Here is a 15,644-nt window from a genome sequence, read left to right on the forward strand (position 1 = left end):
TGACGCTCCGAAAGGGGCGTTTTTTATGAATATAATTGTTACTTTTGCAATTCAAATTTTTTTAAAAATGTCATTAAAGAAAGCCTATTTATTGGTCATACTTTTATTAGTAATCGACCAAGTTTCCAAAATTTATATCAAAACGCATTTCATTATTGAAGAGCGAATTAAAGTGATGGGGCAAAATTGGTTTCAAATATTCTTTATTGAAAATGAAGGAATGGCTTGGGGTGTTGAACTTCCTGGAGCTTACGGAAAACTTATTTTGACTCTATTTAGAATTTTAGCTGTTGGTGGAATCGCTTATTGGTTGCACGATTCAGTTAAAAAACATGGCTCAAAATACCTGATTGTAGCAATTGCTTTAATACTTACTGGAGCTTTTGGAAATATTATTGATTCTGTTTTCTACGGAATAATTTTTGACGACAGTCACGGTCAAGTAGCGACGCTTTTTTCTGATAACCCTTATGGTACCTTATTTCACGGAAAAGTAGTCGATATGTTCTACTTTCCTTTTATAGAAGATGCCACTTGGCCAAGTTGGTTACCAATTTGGGGTGGAAAACAATTCACTTTTTTTAACGCTATTTTCAACGTGGCTGATATGGCGATTTCTACGGGAGTTGGAATTTTAATTGTGTTTAATAAAAAAGCATTCGCTCACGAAAACAACTAGAATTTGTAGATTTTTAAAGGCGTGACGCAATAATTCAAAGCAAAGTCATTTTCATGTAAATCTGTAATTTCTTTTTCTACTTCAAAAAAGGAAAGGCCAATTGTAATCACATCTGGTTTGCAATTCGATAAAAAGCGGTCATAGAAACCTTTGCCGTAACCCACACGATGTCCTTTTTTATCAAAAGCCAATAGCGGTACAAAAACGACATCAATTTTTGAATCTGGAACTTCAATTCCGTCAATAGGCTCAGGAATATTATATTCGTTTTTTCTAATTTTTGTTCCATCGGTCAACAAATAATGAGTCATTCCGAGGGTTTCAAAATTACTTTTAGAAATCAGAATATCTTTGTCTTTTCCTGCAAGGATGTGCAAAATGTATTCGGTATCGACTTCAAAATGTTCTTCTATCGAAAGAAAAACATGAAAATATTGTTTGTTCCAAATGGGTAATTTCAGCAATTCATTTGCAATAGCGATACTTTTCTCGTCGCGTTCTTGAACTGTCAAATCTTTTCGCAGAATCTTATATTTTATCCTCGCTTCTTTCTTCGTCATTGTGTACTAATTCATTTGAGATGTGGTAAATTGCATCGCCTTGATAAACAATTGGAGCGTGATTGGCATTGATAATGTAACCGTCGTTGGGTGCTTTTACTTTCTGTTCAAATTTTCCAAAAGGGTCAGTAATACTTCCCAAAACAAATCCTTTTTTGACATAACAACCAATTTTGTTGTAATCATGAAACAAACCTGATTTGTTGGCCCGAACCCAAGATGATTTTGAAATATAAATCGTAGGTTCAACATGTGGTGGTACTTTTTGTTTGGGCGAAAGCATATTTAAAAAGGCCAATAATTTTTTCGCTCCATTTACACCTTCTTCAGCAATATGGTCGTTGATGTCGAGTGATTTTCCACCTTCAAAAAGCAACATTTTTACATTTCTTTTTTCGCACGCGTTTCTAAACGTTCCTGCAATATTTTTAGAATACAAAGTAAATGGCGCTCCAAAAACATCAGCGAGTTTCTTTAGCTCTTCATTATGTGGTGCAATTCTAATTTGTGCCGCATTAAACCGGCTGGCTCCACCTGCATGAAAATCAACTGCATAATCTATGTGTGGAATGATGTCTTTTATCAAATGAAAAGCAAATCTTGACGCCAAAGAACCTTTTTTACTTCCGGGAAACATGCGGTTTAAATCTCGACCGTCGGGAAATTCACGCGATTTATTGACAAATCCAAACATATTAATTACAGGAATACAAATAATGGTCCCGCGAGTGGGTCTGTTGATTTTCTGAACAATAATACTTCTTACGATTTCTACACCATTAATTTCATCGCCGTGAATTCCTGCCGAAAATAAAACCGTGGGTCCATCAATTTTTGAACGTTCAATAATTACGGGAATTTTAAGTTTCGTAGCCGTGTGAAGTTTGGCAATTTCCATATAAATGGTTTTTCGTTCACCAGGCAAAATGGTTTCATTGAGAATAATAAGCGGAGTCTGATTTTTCATAAAAAATTAAAAAGATAAAAGTAGTTAAAATCTTGTGTAAGTAGGGCCGAAAAATAAACTTCCTTACAAATTTTACTAACTTTGTAAAATGGTTTCAACCGCTCTAAATCTACAAATTCAATCGCTTCCAGACAATCCTGGTGTTTATCAATATTACGATAAAGAAGGAAAAATTCTATACGTTGGAAAGGCAAAAAATCTTCGAAAACGGGTTTCTTCTTATTTTAATAAAATCCACGATACGGCACGAACAAATGTTTTGGTTAAGAAAATTGTAACTATCAAACACATTGTAGTTCCTACAGAAACAGATGCTTTGTTGCTTGAAAATAATTTAATCAAAAAGTATCAGCCTCGTTATAATGTCTTGTTGCGGGACGACAAAAGTTATCCGTGGATTTGCATCAAAAAAGAACCTTTTTCAAGAATATTTTCCACTCGACGAATGGTAAAAGACGGTTCGGATTATTTTGGACCTTACACGAGTTTCAAAACCGTCCATACGATTTTGGGTCTTATCAAAGAATTATATCCTTTACGAACGTGTAATTATGATTTGAATCAAAAAAACATTGAAAGCGGAAAGTTTAAAGTTTGCCTTGAATATCATATAGGAAATTGTAAAGGACCTTGTGAAGGTCATGAATCCTTGGAAGATTACCAAGAACAAGTAGAAGCCATTCGCGAAATTTTGAAAGGGAACTTCAAAGAGAGTCTTAAAGATTTTAAAAATAAAATGTTTCGTTTGGCAAGCGAAATGCATTTTGAAGAAGCTCAGAAATTAAAAGAAAAAATTGAAGTGTTGGAAAACTACCAATCCCGTTCGATGGTAGCGAATCCAAAAATTAATAATATAGATGTCTTTTCCATAGTTTCAGATGAAGGAGCGGCTTATGTCAACTTCTTGCAAATCGCACACGGTTCCATTATTCGTTCGCATACTTTGGAATTGAAAAAGAAATTGGACGAATCCGATGAAGAATTATTGGAATTGGCTGTTGTAGAATTACGGGAACGTTTCCAACTATTATCTAGAGAAATTATTGTTCCGTTTCCTGTTGAAGTAGGTGAAAATGTAAAAGTTACTGTTCCGCAATTGGGAGATAAAAAACAAATTTTGGAACTCTCCATCCGAAATGCAAAATTCTACCGAATGGACCAATTGAAGCAACTTCAAATTGTAGATCCAGACCGACACACGAATCGAATTATGGCGCAAATGAAAAAAGATTTGCGACTTCCTGAAGAACCAAGACATATTGAATGTTTTGACAACTCCAATATTCAAGGGACGAATCCTGTAGCGGCTTGCGTGGTTTTTAAAGACGGAAAACCAAGTAAGAAGGATTACCGACATTTCAATATAAAAACCGTTGTAGGTCCTGACGATTTTGCTTCAATGGAAGAAGTGGTTTACCGGCGATACAAACGACTTTTAGATGAAAACGAACCCTTGCCACAGCTGATTATCATTGATGGCGGAAAAGGTCAACTATCTTCTGCCTTGAAAAGTCTTGACGCATTGGAATTACGTGGGAAAATTGCCATTATTGGTATTGCAAAACGATTGGAAGAGTTATTTTATCCGGGAGATTCTGTGCCTTTGTATTTGGATAAAAAATCAGAAACGTTGAAAATTATCCAAATGTTGCGGAACGAAGCCCACCGATTTGGAATCACACACCACAGAGATAAACGTAGTAAAAGCGCGTTGAATTCTTCTATGGAAAGTATTCCCGGAATTGGCGAAAAAACGATGCAGACTTTGATTTTACATTTCAAATCCGTTAAACGTTTAAAATTAGCAACAGAAAAGGAAATTTCTGAAGTCATTGGGGTTTCAAAAGCCAAAAAAATTCACGACTTTTACAACACTTCTATGAATTGATTGTTATTTACTTAACGAACATAGGAAATAGAATTACAAGCCTGATATTTGTAAATTTTTGCCATTAAAAAAATATAATCTACTATGAAAAACAATTTTCTTCTGTTACTTCTTTTATTGGTAGGTTTTCAAAATTCATTTTCACAGGATAAAGAAAAACGCAAGATTGGTTTGGTTTTGAGTGGTGGTGGTGCCAAAGGTTTGGCACATATTGGCGTCTTAAAAGCAATTGAAGAAGCAGGTGTCAAAATCGATTATATCGGTGGAACGAGTATGGGTGCCATCGTTGGCGGATTGTATGCTTCGGGTTATAATGCAGCACAAATTGATTCAATTTTTAAAGTTTCAGATTTTGACCAACTTTTAAAAGATTACATTCCAAGGTCATCTAAAAATTTCTACGAAAAGGATAGTGATGAAAAATATGCCTTGACATTACCTTTTGATAATTGGAAAGTGGGCGTTCCGTATGCCTATTCTAAAGGGCTCAATATATATGGTTTGTTGAATAAATTACTTCACAACGAAAGACACACAAGGGATTTTAAAAAATTAGCGATTCCGTTTTTATGTATTGGAACTGATATTGAAGAAGGAACACAAGTTGTTTTAGACCAAGGTAATCTTTCTCAAGCCATTATGGCAAGTGCTACATTTCCATCGCTATTTTCTCCTGTATTGATTGATGGTAAATTACTTATTGATGGAGGAGTTGTAAATAATTATCCCGTTGATGAGGTTATAAAGCTAGGTGCTAATTTTATTATTGGTGTTGATGTACAAAGTGGATTGAAATTGCGCGAAGAGTTAAAAAATGCCACTAGTATTTTGGTGCAACTATCAAATTTGCAAATGATGGAGAAAATGGAAGAGAAAAGAGCCCGAACGGATATTTATGTCAAACCCGACATTAGTGATTATTCAGTTTTGTCTTTTAATGATGGTGATGAAATTGTAAAAAGGGGAGAAGAGTCGAGTTTTGTGGTTTATGAAAAATTAAAAGCACTTGGAACAGGTTATAAAAAACCAAGATTTGTAGTAAATGAAGATTTATCGGATACCATACAAATAGCAGAAATTCAAATTAATAAACTTGACAATTACACTAGAGCTTATGTTATGGGGAAGCTTGGTTTTAGAACCGGCGAAACAATTACGTATGATAAGCTAAAAGCGGGAATTGACAACTTGAATGCAACACAAAATTTTAGCGGAATAGGGTACAGTTTTGAAAAAAAGCTGAATACCGATGCGGATGTTTTCAAATTAAATTTAGTTGAGAATCCTATTAAATCTTTTTTACGCTTTGGTGTACACTATGATAATTTATACAAAAGTGGGGTTCTCGTTAATTTAAATAAAAAGAACCTCCTTTTTAATAATGATGTAGCTTCGCTCGATGTTATTTTAGGTGACAATATTAGGTATAATTTTGATTATTATATTGATAATGGTTTTTACTGGAGTTTTGGAATAAAATCGCGTTACAATAGTTTTAACAAGAATGTGTCGGCTAATAGTTTATTTGGAACAGATGCTGTGAATTCTATTAATTTAGATTTTTCAGATTTTTCAAATCAAGTGTATGTACAAACTATTTTTAAGCAAAAGTTTATTATTGGTGCTGGATTTGAATTAAAAAATATAAAAATTGCCTCAGAAACAATAAGCAATAACACTTCTGTTTTTAGAAGCAATAATTTTTTAAGTGTCTTTGGAAATTTAAAATACGACTCGTTAGATAATTTATATTTTCCGCATAGCGGGTGGTACTTTTCGGGGAGTGTTCAATCCTTTTTATATTCGTCAAGAAAAGAAGATTTCACGAAATTCACGTATCTAAAAAGTGAATTAAGTCACGCGTTTCCTGTATCAAACCGTTTAACAGCAATTGCAAAAGTGTCTGGCGGATTTGCAATTGGCGAAGGTCAAAATCCTTATTTTGATTTTATTTTAGGAGGTTTTGGATTTAATAAAATCAATAATTTCGACTCGTTCTATGGATATGATTTCCTAAGTTTATATGGCAATAGTTTTGTGAAATCTGTGGCAATGGTGGATTACCGTTTTTATAAAAAACACCACTTAAATTTCGCTGGAAATTTCGCTAACGTTGGCAATAAATTATTTGATTCTGACGCATGGTTAGAACGACCTAATTATACCGGTTATGCTTTTGGATACGGTTTAGAAACTATAGTTGGTCCTTTAGAAATTAAACATTCTTGGTCTCCAGAAACTAAAGAACATTATACTTGGTTCAGTATCGGATACTGGTTCTAATCTTGGGGTTGACGCTCAACTTCATCGTCATTTTCGGTGTAAGAATCCGGTTCTGCTTTTGGCTTAGTCGTTAAAACTCTGTAAAAAAAGTATCCCGTTAAACTTGCTACAATTCCTTGAGTTGCAACCATTGTAATTAAGGCTTCAGTATTCATAAGTGTTTTTTTTAGAAATTATAAAGTGGCTCTTCCTTCTCTTCTTCGTTTCAAAAATGCAAAATAAACCAAGGCACTGATGAATATGAACAAGCCAATTAATAGGAATCTGGCAATATTTAAATAAAACATTCGCTCTTCTAGCTGGAGGATCACCATCGGGTCAGTTGCAGCAAGAATTTGCTCTTTAATTCCGGCATGCATCACTGTTTTTACGATTGAACCGTTGTCTAGAATCCAACCATTTCCTGACAACAAATTGGAGATATTTCCCGACCAATCATTGTTTAAAGGTTTGAATAACGAACCTAAAAAGATGATGATTAACATCACAGGAGTAATAAACTTGATAATGAATTTGTAAATCAACGGCACTTGAATATCAGCACCGCTTGTAATTTCGGCCCAGCCTTTTTTCATTCCAAAAATCCAGGAGAAAAGTATGGTTTCAAACATGGCAAAAACTACTAAACTCACAGTTCCGGCCCAATAATCGTATTCATCAAAAACGCCTTGTTGGTAAAATAAAACTGTAGGCAATCCCATAACTAATATTAGTAATCCAAAAGACCAAGCACCTTTATTTTGTCCCCAATTGAATTCGTCTCGCATAAAACCAATCCACGGCGTTCCCATTGCTAACGATGAAGTAATTCCCGCAAAAAACAGCAACCCGAACCAGAATAGTCCTGCAAAAGCGGCTAAAATTGGTCCCCATTGTTGAAATAAGTAGGGCATGGTCTGAAACGCCATTCCAAATCCAGCATTTTCTATAACCCAATCCAATCCTAAATACCCTGCAGCAATTGGAATTACAATTAAACTTCCCAAAACCACTTCCACAAACTCATTCATAAATCCAGCAGAAACGGCATTTAATGCAATATCATCTTTAGAATCCATGTAAGCGGCATAACAATGAATGGTTCCCATTCCTACCGAAAGTGTGAAGAATATCTGTCCAGCGGCTGCCATCCAGACTTTTAAATCTAATATCGAATCGTATTGTGGTGTCCATAAAAAGTTTAAACCGTCCCAAGCGTTGGCGTCAGGAAACAATTCGGATGCACCGCTTGTTCCTAGAGTAAGTCCGCGAACTGCTAATATTACTCCAAAAAGAATCAGTAGCGGCATTCCTATTTTTGCCACTTTCTCGATTCCTTTCAGTCCTTTTGAAAGGATAAAAGTATTAAGAAGTAAACATAAAATATAAAATACCACGGCTTCGTATGGAATTCCCGTACTCGATTTTGAGATATCTACGTAATTATTAAAAAACTCAGCAATACCGTGTTGACTCATTCCTTCAAAGGTTCCTGAAAGAGAATGATACACGTAAGACATGGTCCAGGATTCTATGTAGCAATAGTAAGCGGCTACGGCTACATTGGTAAAAATTCCGAAGACACCAATGTATTTTAAAACCCGACCTTTTACCATCGAATCTAAAATGTAAGGCGTACTGTGGTTTCCAAATTTCCCGCCAAAACGACCCGAAGACCATTCAATATAAAGAAGCGGAATTCCCATTAACAGAAAACAAATAAGGTAAGGAATGATAAAAGCACCACCACCATTTTGTACGGCTTGCACTGGAAATCGAAGGAAGTTACCCAATCCTACTGCATTTCCTGCCATTGCAAGAATTAACCCCACTCTTGATCCCCACGCTTGCTTATCTGTTGACATATTTTGGTGTTCAAATTGTTAATGAAATCCAAAGATAAAAAAACAATTGTAAAAAGATATAAAATCAAAAAAAACCTTATTAATTATAAAGTTAGCATAGCTTTTTAACAATTAAAAAAAGGTTTAATTAGTAGTGCGAAATCAAAACTAAATCCTCGGAAGGTTTTAAGCAGTTCGAGGATTTGAAATTACCCCGCCACCGTAATTGTAACAATGTCACTCCAAACGCCTACTTTCTCATCCTTCATAAAATAAGAAGCACGGTACATCCAAATTGCACTTTCTCCTGAAGCGGGAAACGGCGAATTGTCCACAAAAGGAGGCGTGAAATCACGGTCGAGTAACACAAAGCCATTACCACTGTCTTTCTCTAGCAAAATACCCGAATACCGGCCTTTTTTCCAAAGCAAGTTCACTTTTCCACCCCGTATCACGGCTTTAAGCACCGGTTGTGCCGCATCTATATTCAATGGTTCAGAAGCACTTTTTTCGATTCCCAAATTTTGCCCAATAGATTTGGTATAATTTTGATGTGCCTTAATCCGATTCACCATCGTTCTAAACCTAAATTCAACTCCAGGCGCCACTGTAGTAGGCATTTCATTCAAAACAGGGGCCAGAGGTGTCTGATTTGTAGCAACATGAGCCTCTCCTTTTTTCTGAATGGTTTTATAACGTGTCCACTCTTTTTTGTGGGTTTCAATCTTTCGATAACTGTGCACCATCCACGAAAAATGAGTCGCATCCTCTGTCATTCCATCCACTTCTGAAGGTAAAAAACCAAATACTGTTGCATACAAAGGCAGTTTTGAAGCAAAATTGTCGAGTTGCAACGTTAGTTTTTCGTCTTTTCTTTCTAAATATCTAGTTGCCATGCGGATTAGTTTTTTAGTAACTGAATGAATAATTAAGGAGCTTATAAAATATTATTAAAGATAAGAATTAATTATTTATTCTAATGTACAAATGATTTTTACGTATGTATAAATAATTTTTATTAATGTAAAAATAATTTGTTTTCGTGTATAATTAATTTATTCTGATGTAGAAATAGTTTTTATTACTGTACAATTGATTTATTCTGATGTAAAAAAAGTTATTGCTTATGTGCAATTGATTTATTGGCATGTACGAATAATTAATTATTATGTATAAATTATTTTTCCCTATAAAAAATGACTTTTCATCTTTAAAAAATGAATGAACCGCTCAAGATAAGCTTTTATTTTTATATCAAATTTCAATAAAGTTGTTGGATTTTTATATTTTTACTAAACTTTATATACTATTGTGGAGCAAAAAATTTAAATTTTCACGACATTTGTTACTATGAATAAAGCATGGGAAAACTTATTAGCTCATTTAAAATTCCTGATGAAGAGAAATCCGGAATGATTTTTTTTAATTAGACAATTGGGATAATGCGGTAATTAGCTAATTATCTGATTTTCCCCGATTGACAAATTATCTAATTACCTTAATTATCTAATTTTAAAAATATGCCAATATATCATAAACTCGGAAATTTCCCCCAAAAACGGCACACTCAATTTGAGAAACCTGAAGGAGGCTTATACTACGAACAGCTTTTTGGAACAGAAGGATTTAACGGACATTCTTCACTATTATACCATGTGCATCGTCCTACACAAGTCAAAGAAATTTTGTCCTCCACGAATGTAGAGCCAAAGATCGCCATCGGTAAAAACATTAAATCTTTATTATTAAAAGGTTTTGAATTAAAACCCGAAGACGACTTTTTAGACAGCCGTAAAGCAATGTTAGTCAACCGCGATTGTACCATCGGGCTTGCCGCTCCAAGAAAATCACTTAGAAGTTATTTCTATAAAAATGCCGACGCCGATGAAATGATTTTCATTCACAAAGGATCGGGAACGCTTCGTACGATGTTAGGAAATATTCCTTTCGAATACGGCGATTACCTCATTATTCCTCGCGGAATTATTTATCAAATTGATTTCGATACTGAAGAAAACCGACTTTTCTACGTCGAATCGTTCGCTCCATTTTATACTCCAAAAAGGTATAAAAACGAATCAGGTCAGCATTTAGAGCACTCGCCATTTTGCGAACGCGACTTTAAATTGCCAACCGAACTCGAAACACACGATGAAAAAGGCGATTTCGTAATCAAAATGAAAAAAGAAGGAATGTTACACGAAGTAGTTTATGCCACGCATCCTTTTGATGTTATCGGTTGGGACGGATACAATTTTCCGTACGCTTTCAGCATCCACAATTTTGAACCTATTACAGGACGCGTACATTTACCTCCGCCAATACACCAAACATTTGAAACTTCCACTTTTGTAGTATGTTCATTTGTGCCAAGATTATACGATTACCACCCAAAATCAATTCCAGCACCTTATAACCACAGTAATATTGACAGTGATGAGGTACTTTATTATGTAGACGGCGATTTTATGTCTCGAAATAATATCGAGCAAGGACACATCACTTTGCATCCCAAAGGAATTCCGCACGGTCCAGCTCCTGGAGCAATGGAGCGAAGCATTGGTCACACCGGTACCGAAGAATTGGCCGTTATGGTCGACACATTTCGTCCTTTGATGGTAACTGAATTGGCAATGGGATTGGACGATGGAAAATATTACAAATCTTGGGTCGAATAAAAAGTAGGAGCGAATGGCTCGGGCTTTTTGGGCAATCCATATTCCCGCCTTCCTTCCACATCTCCCGAGAAAAACGGGAGGATGTTCCCTCCAGTCGGGGCTATTAATTTAATCATAAACACTCTTGAAATAAAAAAGAGTTATAAAAAAATACAATTACAATGTCAAAAGAAATTAAAAACGTAGAATACGGATTAGAAAAAATATTTGAAGGAGCTCAAGATTTCCTACCACTTTTAGGAACAGATTACGTAGAATTCTATGTAGGAAATGCAAAACAAGCCGCTCATTTTTACAAAACAGCTTTCGGATTTCAATCACATGCTTATGCTGGATTAGAAACGGGCGTTCGTGACCGAGCTTCTTATGTATTAAAACAAGACAAAATCCGCTTAGTTTTAACAACAGCTTTAAAAAGTGATTCTCCAATTGGCGAACACGTAAAAAAACACGGTGACGGTGTAAAAATTGTTGCTCTTTGGGTAGAAGATGCTCGTTCTGCTTACGAAGAAACGATGAAACGTGGTGCAAAATCATACATGGAACCAACTGTAGAAACCGATGAACACGGAGAAGTAGTTCGTGCAGGAATTTATACGTATGGAGAAACCGTGCACATGTTTGTAGAACGTAAAAACTACAAAGGTGACTTTTTGCCAGGTTACAAAAAATGGGAATCAGATTACAATCCAGCACCAACAGGTTTAAAGTATATTGACCACATGGTTGGGAATGTAGGATGGAATGAAATGAACACTTGGGTAAAATGGTATGAAGACGTTATGGGATTTGTAAACTTCCTTTCATTCGACGACAAACAAATCACTACAGAATATTCTGCATTAATGTCCAAAGTAATGTCAAACGGTAATGGAAGAATTAAATTCCCTATCAACGAACCAGCTGAAGGAAAGAAAAAATCACAAATCGAAGAGTACTTGGATTTTTATGAAGGTTCAGGAGTACAACATATCGCTGTCGCAACAGATGACATTTTGACAACGGTTGCAGATTTACGTTCTCGAGGAATTGAATTTTTAAGTACGCCACCACAAGCATATTATGATGCAGTGCCATTTCGTTTAGAAGCACATAATCACAAACTACAAGAAGATATCGAAAAATTGATGAGTCTTGGAATTATGATTGATGCGGATGAAGAAGGCTATTTACTACAAATTTTCACAAAACCAATTGAAGACAGACCAACATTGTTCTTTGAAATCATACAAAGAATGGGAGCTCGTGGTTTTGGAGCAGGAAATTTCAAAGCCTTATTTGAATCCATCGAAAGAGAACAAGAAAAAAGAGGTACTCTCTAATATATTTCGACAATTTTAACGATAAATTAATTTTTGAACCAAATAGAGGCTCTTTATTGTGAAATTAGTGTTAAAGTGAATTTATTTTGATTTAATTCGTAAAGTTTATAGTACTTTTGCACTCGAAAAATATGGAGGGGTGGTTCCCTTCAAGTTTTTATGTAAATTTCATAATTTATAGTTTTTTGGTTGGTTAATAGCATAAAAACTCAGTCATTCTTTGACTGGGTTTTTTTGTTTACATACTTTTGGAACAAAAGTTGTATATTGTATTGAAAAAAGAAAGCTATGAAAAAGATTATCATATTTACACTGTTTTTAATGACAGTCAGTTTTGCCCCGCAAAAGGAACGTGCCTTTAAAGAAGGTGAATGGTTTAAATTTAGGATTCATTACGGAATTGTAAATGCAGGATATGCTACAATGGAAGTTAAAGAAGCCGTTCGAAACAATAAAAAAGTATACCATGCTATCGGAAAAGGATATACCACCGGGATGACAAAATTCTTTTTCAAAGTGGAAGATGTCTACGAAAGTTACTTTGACAAGGAAACCGGAAATCCATACCAATTTGTCAGAAAAATTGATGAAGGTGGTTATGATAAAAATCAAGAAGGGTTTTTTAATCAATCCAATAATACAGTTACTGTAAAAGACTATAAAAGAAAATCTGAAAAAAGTTTTATAGTTCCTGCCAATACACAAGATATTTTATCAACATTTTATTACCTTCGTAACCACCCAGATGTTGACAATTTAAAAGTTGGAGAATCAATTGCCATCGATATGTTTTTTGATGACGATACAACTAAATTTAAATTGAAATATCTTGGAAATGAAAACATTGAAACAAAGTTTGGAACAATCCCAACGATGATTTTCAGACCTTATGTTCAAGCAGGACGCGTTTTTAAAGAACAAGAAAGTTTGACAGTTTGGATTTCAGACGATGACAATAAAATGCCTATTCGAATCAAAGCGAGTTTATCCGTTGGTTCCTTAAAGGCAGATTTGGATGGTTTCAAGGGATTGAAATATCCTTTTTCCGTAAAAGTAAAATAAAATGACAAAACTGCATAGAGAAGATTTATTAGAACAATTAGAAGAAAAATATAAAAATATAGACCAGAAAACCAATACTCATTTAGAAGGATTGGTTTGGTCTAAACCCATTACTTATTGGGATTATATTCAAACAGATGCTTTGTTGAATCTTCAAATACAAAGAACCACTTTGCCAGACGAAATGGTTTTTATTATGTACCATCAAGTCAATGAATTAATTTTCAAAATGATTTTATGGGAAATGGATCAACTTTGCCATACGGATAAACCAGAACCAACTTATTTTACAGAAAAATTGATGCGAATCAGTAGGTATTTTGATATGCTAACTACTTCTTTTGATATCATGGGCGACGGAATGAGTATTAACCAGTATATGAAATTCCGGAACACTTTGACCCCTGCAAGTGGTTTTCAAAGTGCTCAATACCGTTTGATAGAATTTTCATCTACAGATTTAATTAATCTTATTGACCACCGTTTCAGAGCAAATATTGATAGAAACACGCCTTATAGTCACGCGTTTGAACATTTATATTGGCAAGCTGCAGGAAAAGACCATGCAACAGGAAAAAAATCATTTCTACTATTAGAATTTGAACGAAAATACAAAGCAGAATTTCTACGTCACATGGAAGAATACAACACCATTAATATTTGGCAAAAATTCAAGCAATTACCAGAAAATGACCAAAAAAATCCAGAATTAATTATAGCAATGCGTCATTTTGACCATACTGTAAATATTACTTGGGTAATGGGTCATTTAAATGCAGCAAGAAAATATATTGGCGATGGCGATGCAACTGGCGGAAGCGATTGGAAAAAATACATGCATCCAAAATACCAACGAAGGATATTTTTCCCAGAATTATGGAGTCAAGAGGAATTAGACAATTGGGGCGAAGAAAAATAGATTAACTGCATAAACAAACACTTTTGAAAAGACTATCATCCTTATTGTTACTGCTAATTTTAGTAGTGGCTTGTAACGAAAAAGAAGAGAAAAAAGAACTTTTACCCATAAAAAAACCAGATCCAATTATAATGGAATTTGGTTTCAAACTCAATGATTATGATGTGGTTCGCGACACGATTGAAAGTGGCGACACCTTTGGAAGTATTTTAGCTACTCAAAATTTAGGTGATAATAAAGAATACGATATTACTCAAAAAGTTAAGGATTCATTTAATTTACGAAACATTCGTGTTGGAAAATCCTTTACGCTCTTACGCACCAAAGACTCCACGAAAGTTTTAAAAGCGTTTATTTACAAATCCGATATTTCGCATTATTACGTTGTAGATTTAAGAGACTCCACTCGTGCTTATAAAAGGCAGCTTCCCATTACAATCAAACGTCGAACAATTGCAACAGAAATTGATGGTTCGCTTTCCGCGACCTTACATGAAGCAGGTGTCCAACCTTCTATGGCACAAAATTTAGCAAATATTTATGCCTATTCTGTCGATTTCTTTAAAATTCAAAAAGGCGACCGATTTGCTGTTACTTTCTATGAAAAGTACATTAGCGACACGATTTATGCTGGAGTAGAAAGACTTGAAGCATCGTTCTTTATTCACAAAGGAAAAAAAATATATGCTTTTCCATTCAAACAAGACACTACATCACGACGTATTGATTATTATGATGAAGAAGGAAAAGTCTTGAAAAATATGTTTCTAAAAGCACCCTTAAAATTCGGCTACAGAATATCTTCCCGATTTTCTAAAAATAGATTTCATCCTGTTCAAAAAAGATTTAAAGCACATAAAGGAACAGATTATGCCGCATCGTCCGGAACGCCAATTGTAACAACTGCTTCTGGAATTGTAGAACGGACGGGTTACACCGCTGGAAACGGAAATTATGTAAAAGTGAAACATTCCAGTACGTATGCGACTCAGTATTTACACATGTCTAAAATTTTGGTACGAAAAGGACAACGTGTTTCGCAAGGAGAAGTAATCGGAAAGGTGGGAAGTACAGGTTTAGCAACAGGCCCTCATGTATGTTATCGCTTTTGGAAAAATGGCGTTCAAGTGGATCCATTGGCGCAAAAATTACCTAATTCTGAACCAATGAATGCCAAATTCAAGCCTCGTTTTATGAAAGAAATGGAACCTTTAAAAAGGGAATTGGATAGTATTGCAAAAGTAAAATTTAAAAATTAGTTTTTTTAGGAGCTAATCCTGCTATTCATTTCAGTTTTTTGTCAAAACACTTTGTTTACTCATCATAAAAGGAGCTTCCGTTGGTCGTTCTTTTCCGCTGCAAAACAATAGCGTTTTTTCCTGCAAAATTTCCATTTCTATCAGGGCTAAAAATCTAACATTTACTTTACAAACTTATACCTTAAATTTGCATCTCATTACCCT

At 34.8% G+C, this 15,644-nt stretch carries 13 protein-coding genes; 8 read left to right on the forward strand and 5 right to left on the reverse strand.

Annotated features, from left to right (window positions below):
- Positions 1 to 67 precede the first annotated feature (67 nt).
- Positions 68 to 679, forward strand: a complete 612-nt coding sequence (locus ACQ5J2_RS03955) for a lipoprotein signal peptidase (RefSeq protein ID WP_432672435.1) — start codon at positions 68 to 70, stop codon at positions 677 to 679.
- Here ACQ5J2_RS03955 and ACQ5J2_RS03960 read toward each other — a convergent pair.
- Both ACQ5J2_RS03960 and ACQ5J2_RS03965 read right to left on the reverse strand, forming a co-directional pair.
- A complete protein-coding gene (locus tag ACQ5J2_RS03960) occupies positions 676 to 1,239 on the reverse strand; it encodes a 5-formyltetrahydrofolate cyclo-ligase (protein ID WP_432672436.1) in 564 nt (187 codons plus the stop codon). The genes ACQ5J2_RS03955 and ACQ5J2_RS03960 overlap by 4 nt on opposite strands.
- The gene (locus ACQ5J2_RS03965; RefSeq protein WP_432672437.1) at positions 1,208 to 2,206 is read right to left on the reverse strand and encodes a succinylglutamate desuccinylase/aspartoacylase family protein; all 999 of its coding nucleotides are present in this window, start codon (positions 2,204 to 2,206) and stop codon (positions 1,208 to 1,210) included. The genes ACQ5J2_RS03960 and ACQ5J2_RS03965 overlap by 32 nt, the downstream gene beginning before the upstream one ends.
- 88 nt (positions 2,207 to 2,294) lie before the next feature.
- Here ACQ5J2_RS03965 and uvrC point away from each other — a divergent pair, with 88 nt between their 5' ends.
- Together uvrC and ACQ5J2_RS03975 are read left to right on the forward strand one after the other, a co-directional pair.
- Positions 2,295 to 4,094, forward strand: coding sequence for an excinuclease ABC subunit UvrC (gene uvrC, locus ACQ5J2_RS03970; protein ID WP_432672438.1), 1,800 nt, complete (start codon positions 2,295 to 2,297; stop codon positions 4,092 to 4,094).
- An 84-nt stretch (positions 4,095 to 4,178) separates the two neighbouring features.
- Positions 4,179 to 6,377, forward strand: a complete 2,199-nt coding sequence (locus ACQ5J2_RS03975) for a patatin-like phospholipase family protein (RefSeq protein ID WP_432672439.1) — start codon at positions 4,179 to 4,181, stop codon at positions 6,375 to 6,377.
- Here ACQ5J2_RS03975 and ACQ5J2_RS03980 read toward each other — a convergent pair.
- The 3 genes from ACQ5J2_RS03980 to ACQ5J2_RS03990 form a co-directional block, all read right to left on the reverse strand.
- A complete protein-coding gene (locus ACQ5J2_RS03980) occupies positions 6,374 to 6,532 on the reverse strand; it encodes a hypothetical protein (protein WP_432672440.1) in 159 nt (52 codons plus the stop codon). The two genes, ACQ5J2_RS03975 and ACQ5J2_RS03980, sit on opposite strands and share 4 nt — an antisense overlap.
- 18 nt (positions 6,533 to 6,550) lie before the next feature.
- Positions 6,551 to 8,221, reverse strand: coding sequence for a sodium-dependent transporter (locus tag ACQ5J2_RS03985; protein ID WP_432672441.1), 1,671 nt, complete (start codon positions 8,219 to 8,221; stop codon positions 6,551 to 6,553).
- A gap of 188 nt (positions 8,222 to 8,409) precedes the next feature.
- Positions 8,410 to 9,096 (reverse strand): hypothetical protein, encoded by a 687-nt coding sequence (locus ACQ5J2_RS03990; RefSeq protein WP_432672442.1) that lies wholly within the window; start codon positions 9,094 to 9,096, stop codon positions 8,410 to 8,412.
- 624 nt (positions 9,097 to 9,720) lie between these two features.
- Here ACQ5J2_RS03990 and ACQ5J2_RS03995 point away from each other — a divergent pair.
- The 5 genes from ACQ5J2_RS03995 to ACQ5J2_RS04015 all read left to right on the forward strand — a co-directional run bounded on the left by ACQ5J2_RS03995 (position 9,721) and on the right by ACQ5J2_RS04015 (position 15,440).
- Complete coding sequence (locus ACQ5J2_RS03995) at positions 9,721 to 10,878, forward strand: homogentisate 1,2-dioxygenase (protein ID WP_432672443.1); 1,158 nt, start codon at positions 9,721 to 9,723, stop codon at positions 10,876 to 10,878.
- A gap of 161 nt (positions 10,879 to 11,039) precedes the next feature.
- Entirely contained in the window at positions 11,040 to 12,200 is a 1,161-nt protein-coding gene (gene hppD, locus ACQ5J2_RS04000; protein ID WP_432672444.1) for a 4-hydroxyphenylpyruvate dioxygenase, read from the forward strand.
- Between the two features lie 288 nt (positions 12,201 to 12,488).
- Positions 12,489 to 13,262 carry a DUF3108 domain-containing protein gene (locus ACQ5J2_RS04005; protein WP_432672445.1) on the forward strand — a complete coding sequence of 258 codons (774 nt, stop codon included), beginning with the start codon at positions 12,489 to 12,491 and terminating at the stop codon, positions 13,260 to 13,262.
- A gap of 1 nt (position 13,263) precedes the next feature.
- Positions 13,264 to 14,181 carry a tryptophan 2,3-dioxygenase family protein gene (locus ACQ5J2_RS04010; RefSeq protein ID WP_432672446.1) on the forward strand — a complete coding sequence of 306 codons (918 nt, stop codon included), beginning with the start codon at positions 13,264 to 13,266 and terminating at the stop codon, positions 14,179 to 14,181.
- A 23-nt stretch (positions 14,182 to 14,204) separates the two neighbouring features.
- Positions 14,205 to 15,440, forward strand: coding sequence for a peptidoglycan DD-metalloendopeptidase family protein (locus tag ACQ5J2_RS04015; RefSeq protein ID WP_432672447.1), 1,236 nt, complete (start codon positions 14,205 to 14,207; stop codon positions 15,438 to 15,440).
- The last annotated feature ends 204 nt before the right edge of the window (positions 15,441 to 15,644 follow it).

Origin of the sequence: Flavobacterium sp. SM2513, from assembly GCF_050908145.1 — a bacterium.
In the GTDB taxonomy this organism is placed as follows: domain Bacteria; phylum Bacteroidota; class Bacteroidia; order Flavobacteriales; family Flavobacteriaceae; genus Flavobacterium.

Bases quoted from the DNA above. Each gene is read 5' to 3' on its own strand.
- ACQ5J2_RS03955 (WP_432672435.1), top strand. From the start codon at position 68: ATGTCATTAAAGAAAGCCTATTTATTGGTCATACTTTTATTAGTAATC.
- ACQ5J2_RS03960 (WP_432672436.1), bottom strand. From the start codon at position 1,239: ATGACGAAGAAAGAAGCGAGGATAAAATATAAGATTCTGCGAAAAGAT.
- ACQ5J2_RS03965 (WP_432672437.1), bottom strand. From the start codon at position 2,206: ATGAAAAATCAGACTCCGCTTATTATTCTCAATGAAACCATTTTGCCT.
- uvrC (WP_432672438.1), top strand. From the start codon at position 2,295: ATGGTTTCAACCGCTCTAAATCTACAAATTCAATCGCTTCCAGACAAT.
- ACQ5J2_RS03975 (WP_432672439.1), top strand. From the start codon at position 4,179: ATGAAAAACAATTTTCTTCTGTTACTTCTTTTATTGGTAGGTTTTCAA.
- ACQ5J2_RS03980 (WP_432672440.1), bottom strand. From the start codon at position 6,532: ATGAATACTGAAGCCTTAATTACAATGGTTGCAACTCAAGGAATTGTA.
- ACQ5J2_RS03985 (WP_432672441.1), bottom strand. From the start codon at position 8,221: ATGTCAACAGATAAGCAAGCGTGGGGATCAAGAGTGGGGTTAATTCTT.
- ACQ5J2_RS03990 (WP_432672442.1), bottom strand. From the start codon at position 9,096: ATGGCAACTAGATATTTAGAAAGAAAAGACGAAAAACTAACGTTGCAA.
- ACQ5J2_RS03995 (WP_432672443.1), top strand. From the start codon at position 9,721: ATGCCAATATATCATAAACTCGGAAATTTCCCCCAAAAACGGCACACT.
- hppD (WP_432672444.1), top strand. From the start codon at position 11,040: ATGTCAAAAGAAATTAAAAACGTAGAATACGGATTAGAAAAAATATTT.
- ACQ5J2_RS04005 (WP_432672445.1), top strand. From the start codon at position 12,489: ATGAAAAAGATTATCATATTTACACTGTTTTTAATGACAGTCAGTTTT.
- ACQ5J2_RS04010 (WP_432672446.1), top strand. From the start codon at position 13,264: ATGACAAAACTGCATAGAGAAGATTTATTAGAACAATTAGAAGAAAAA.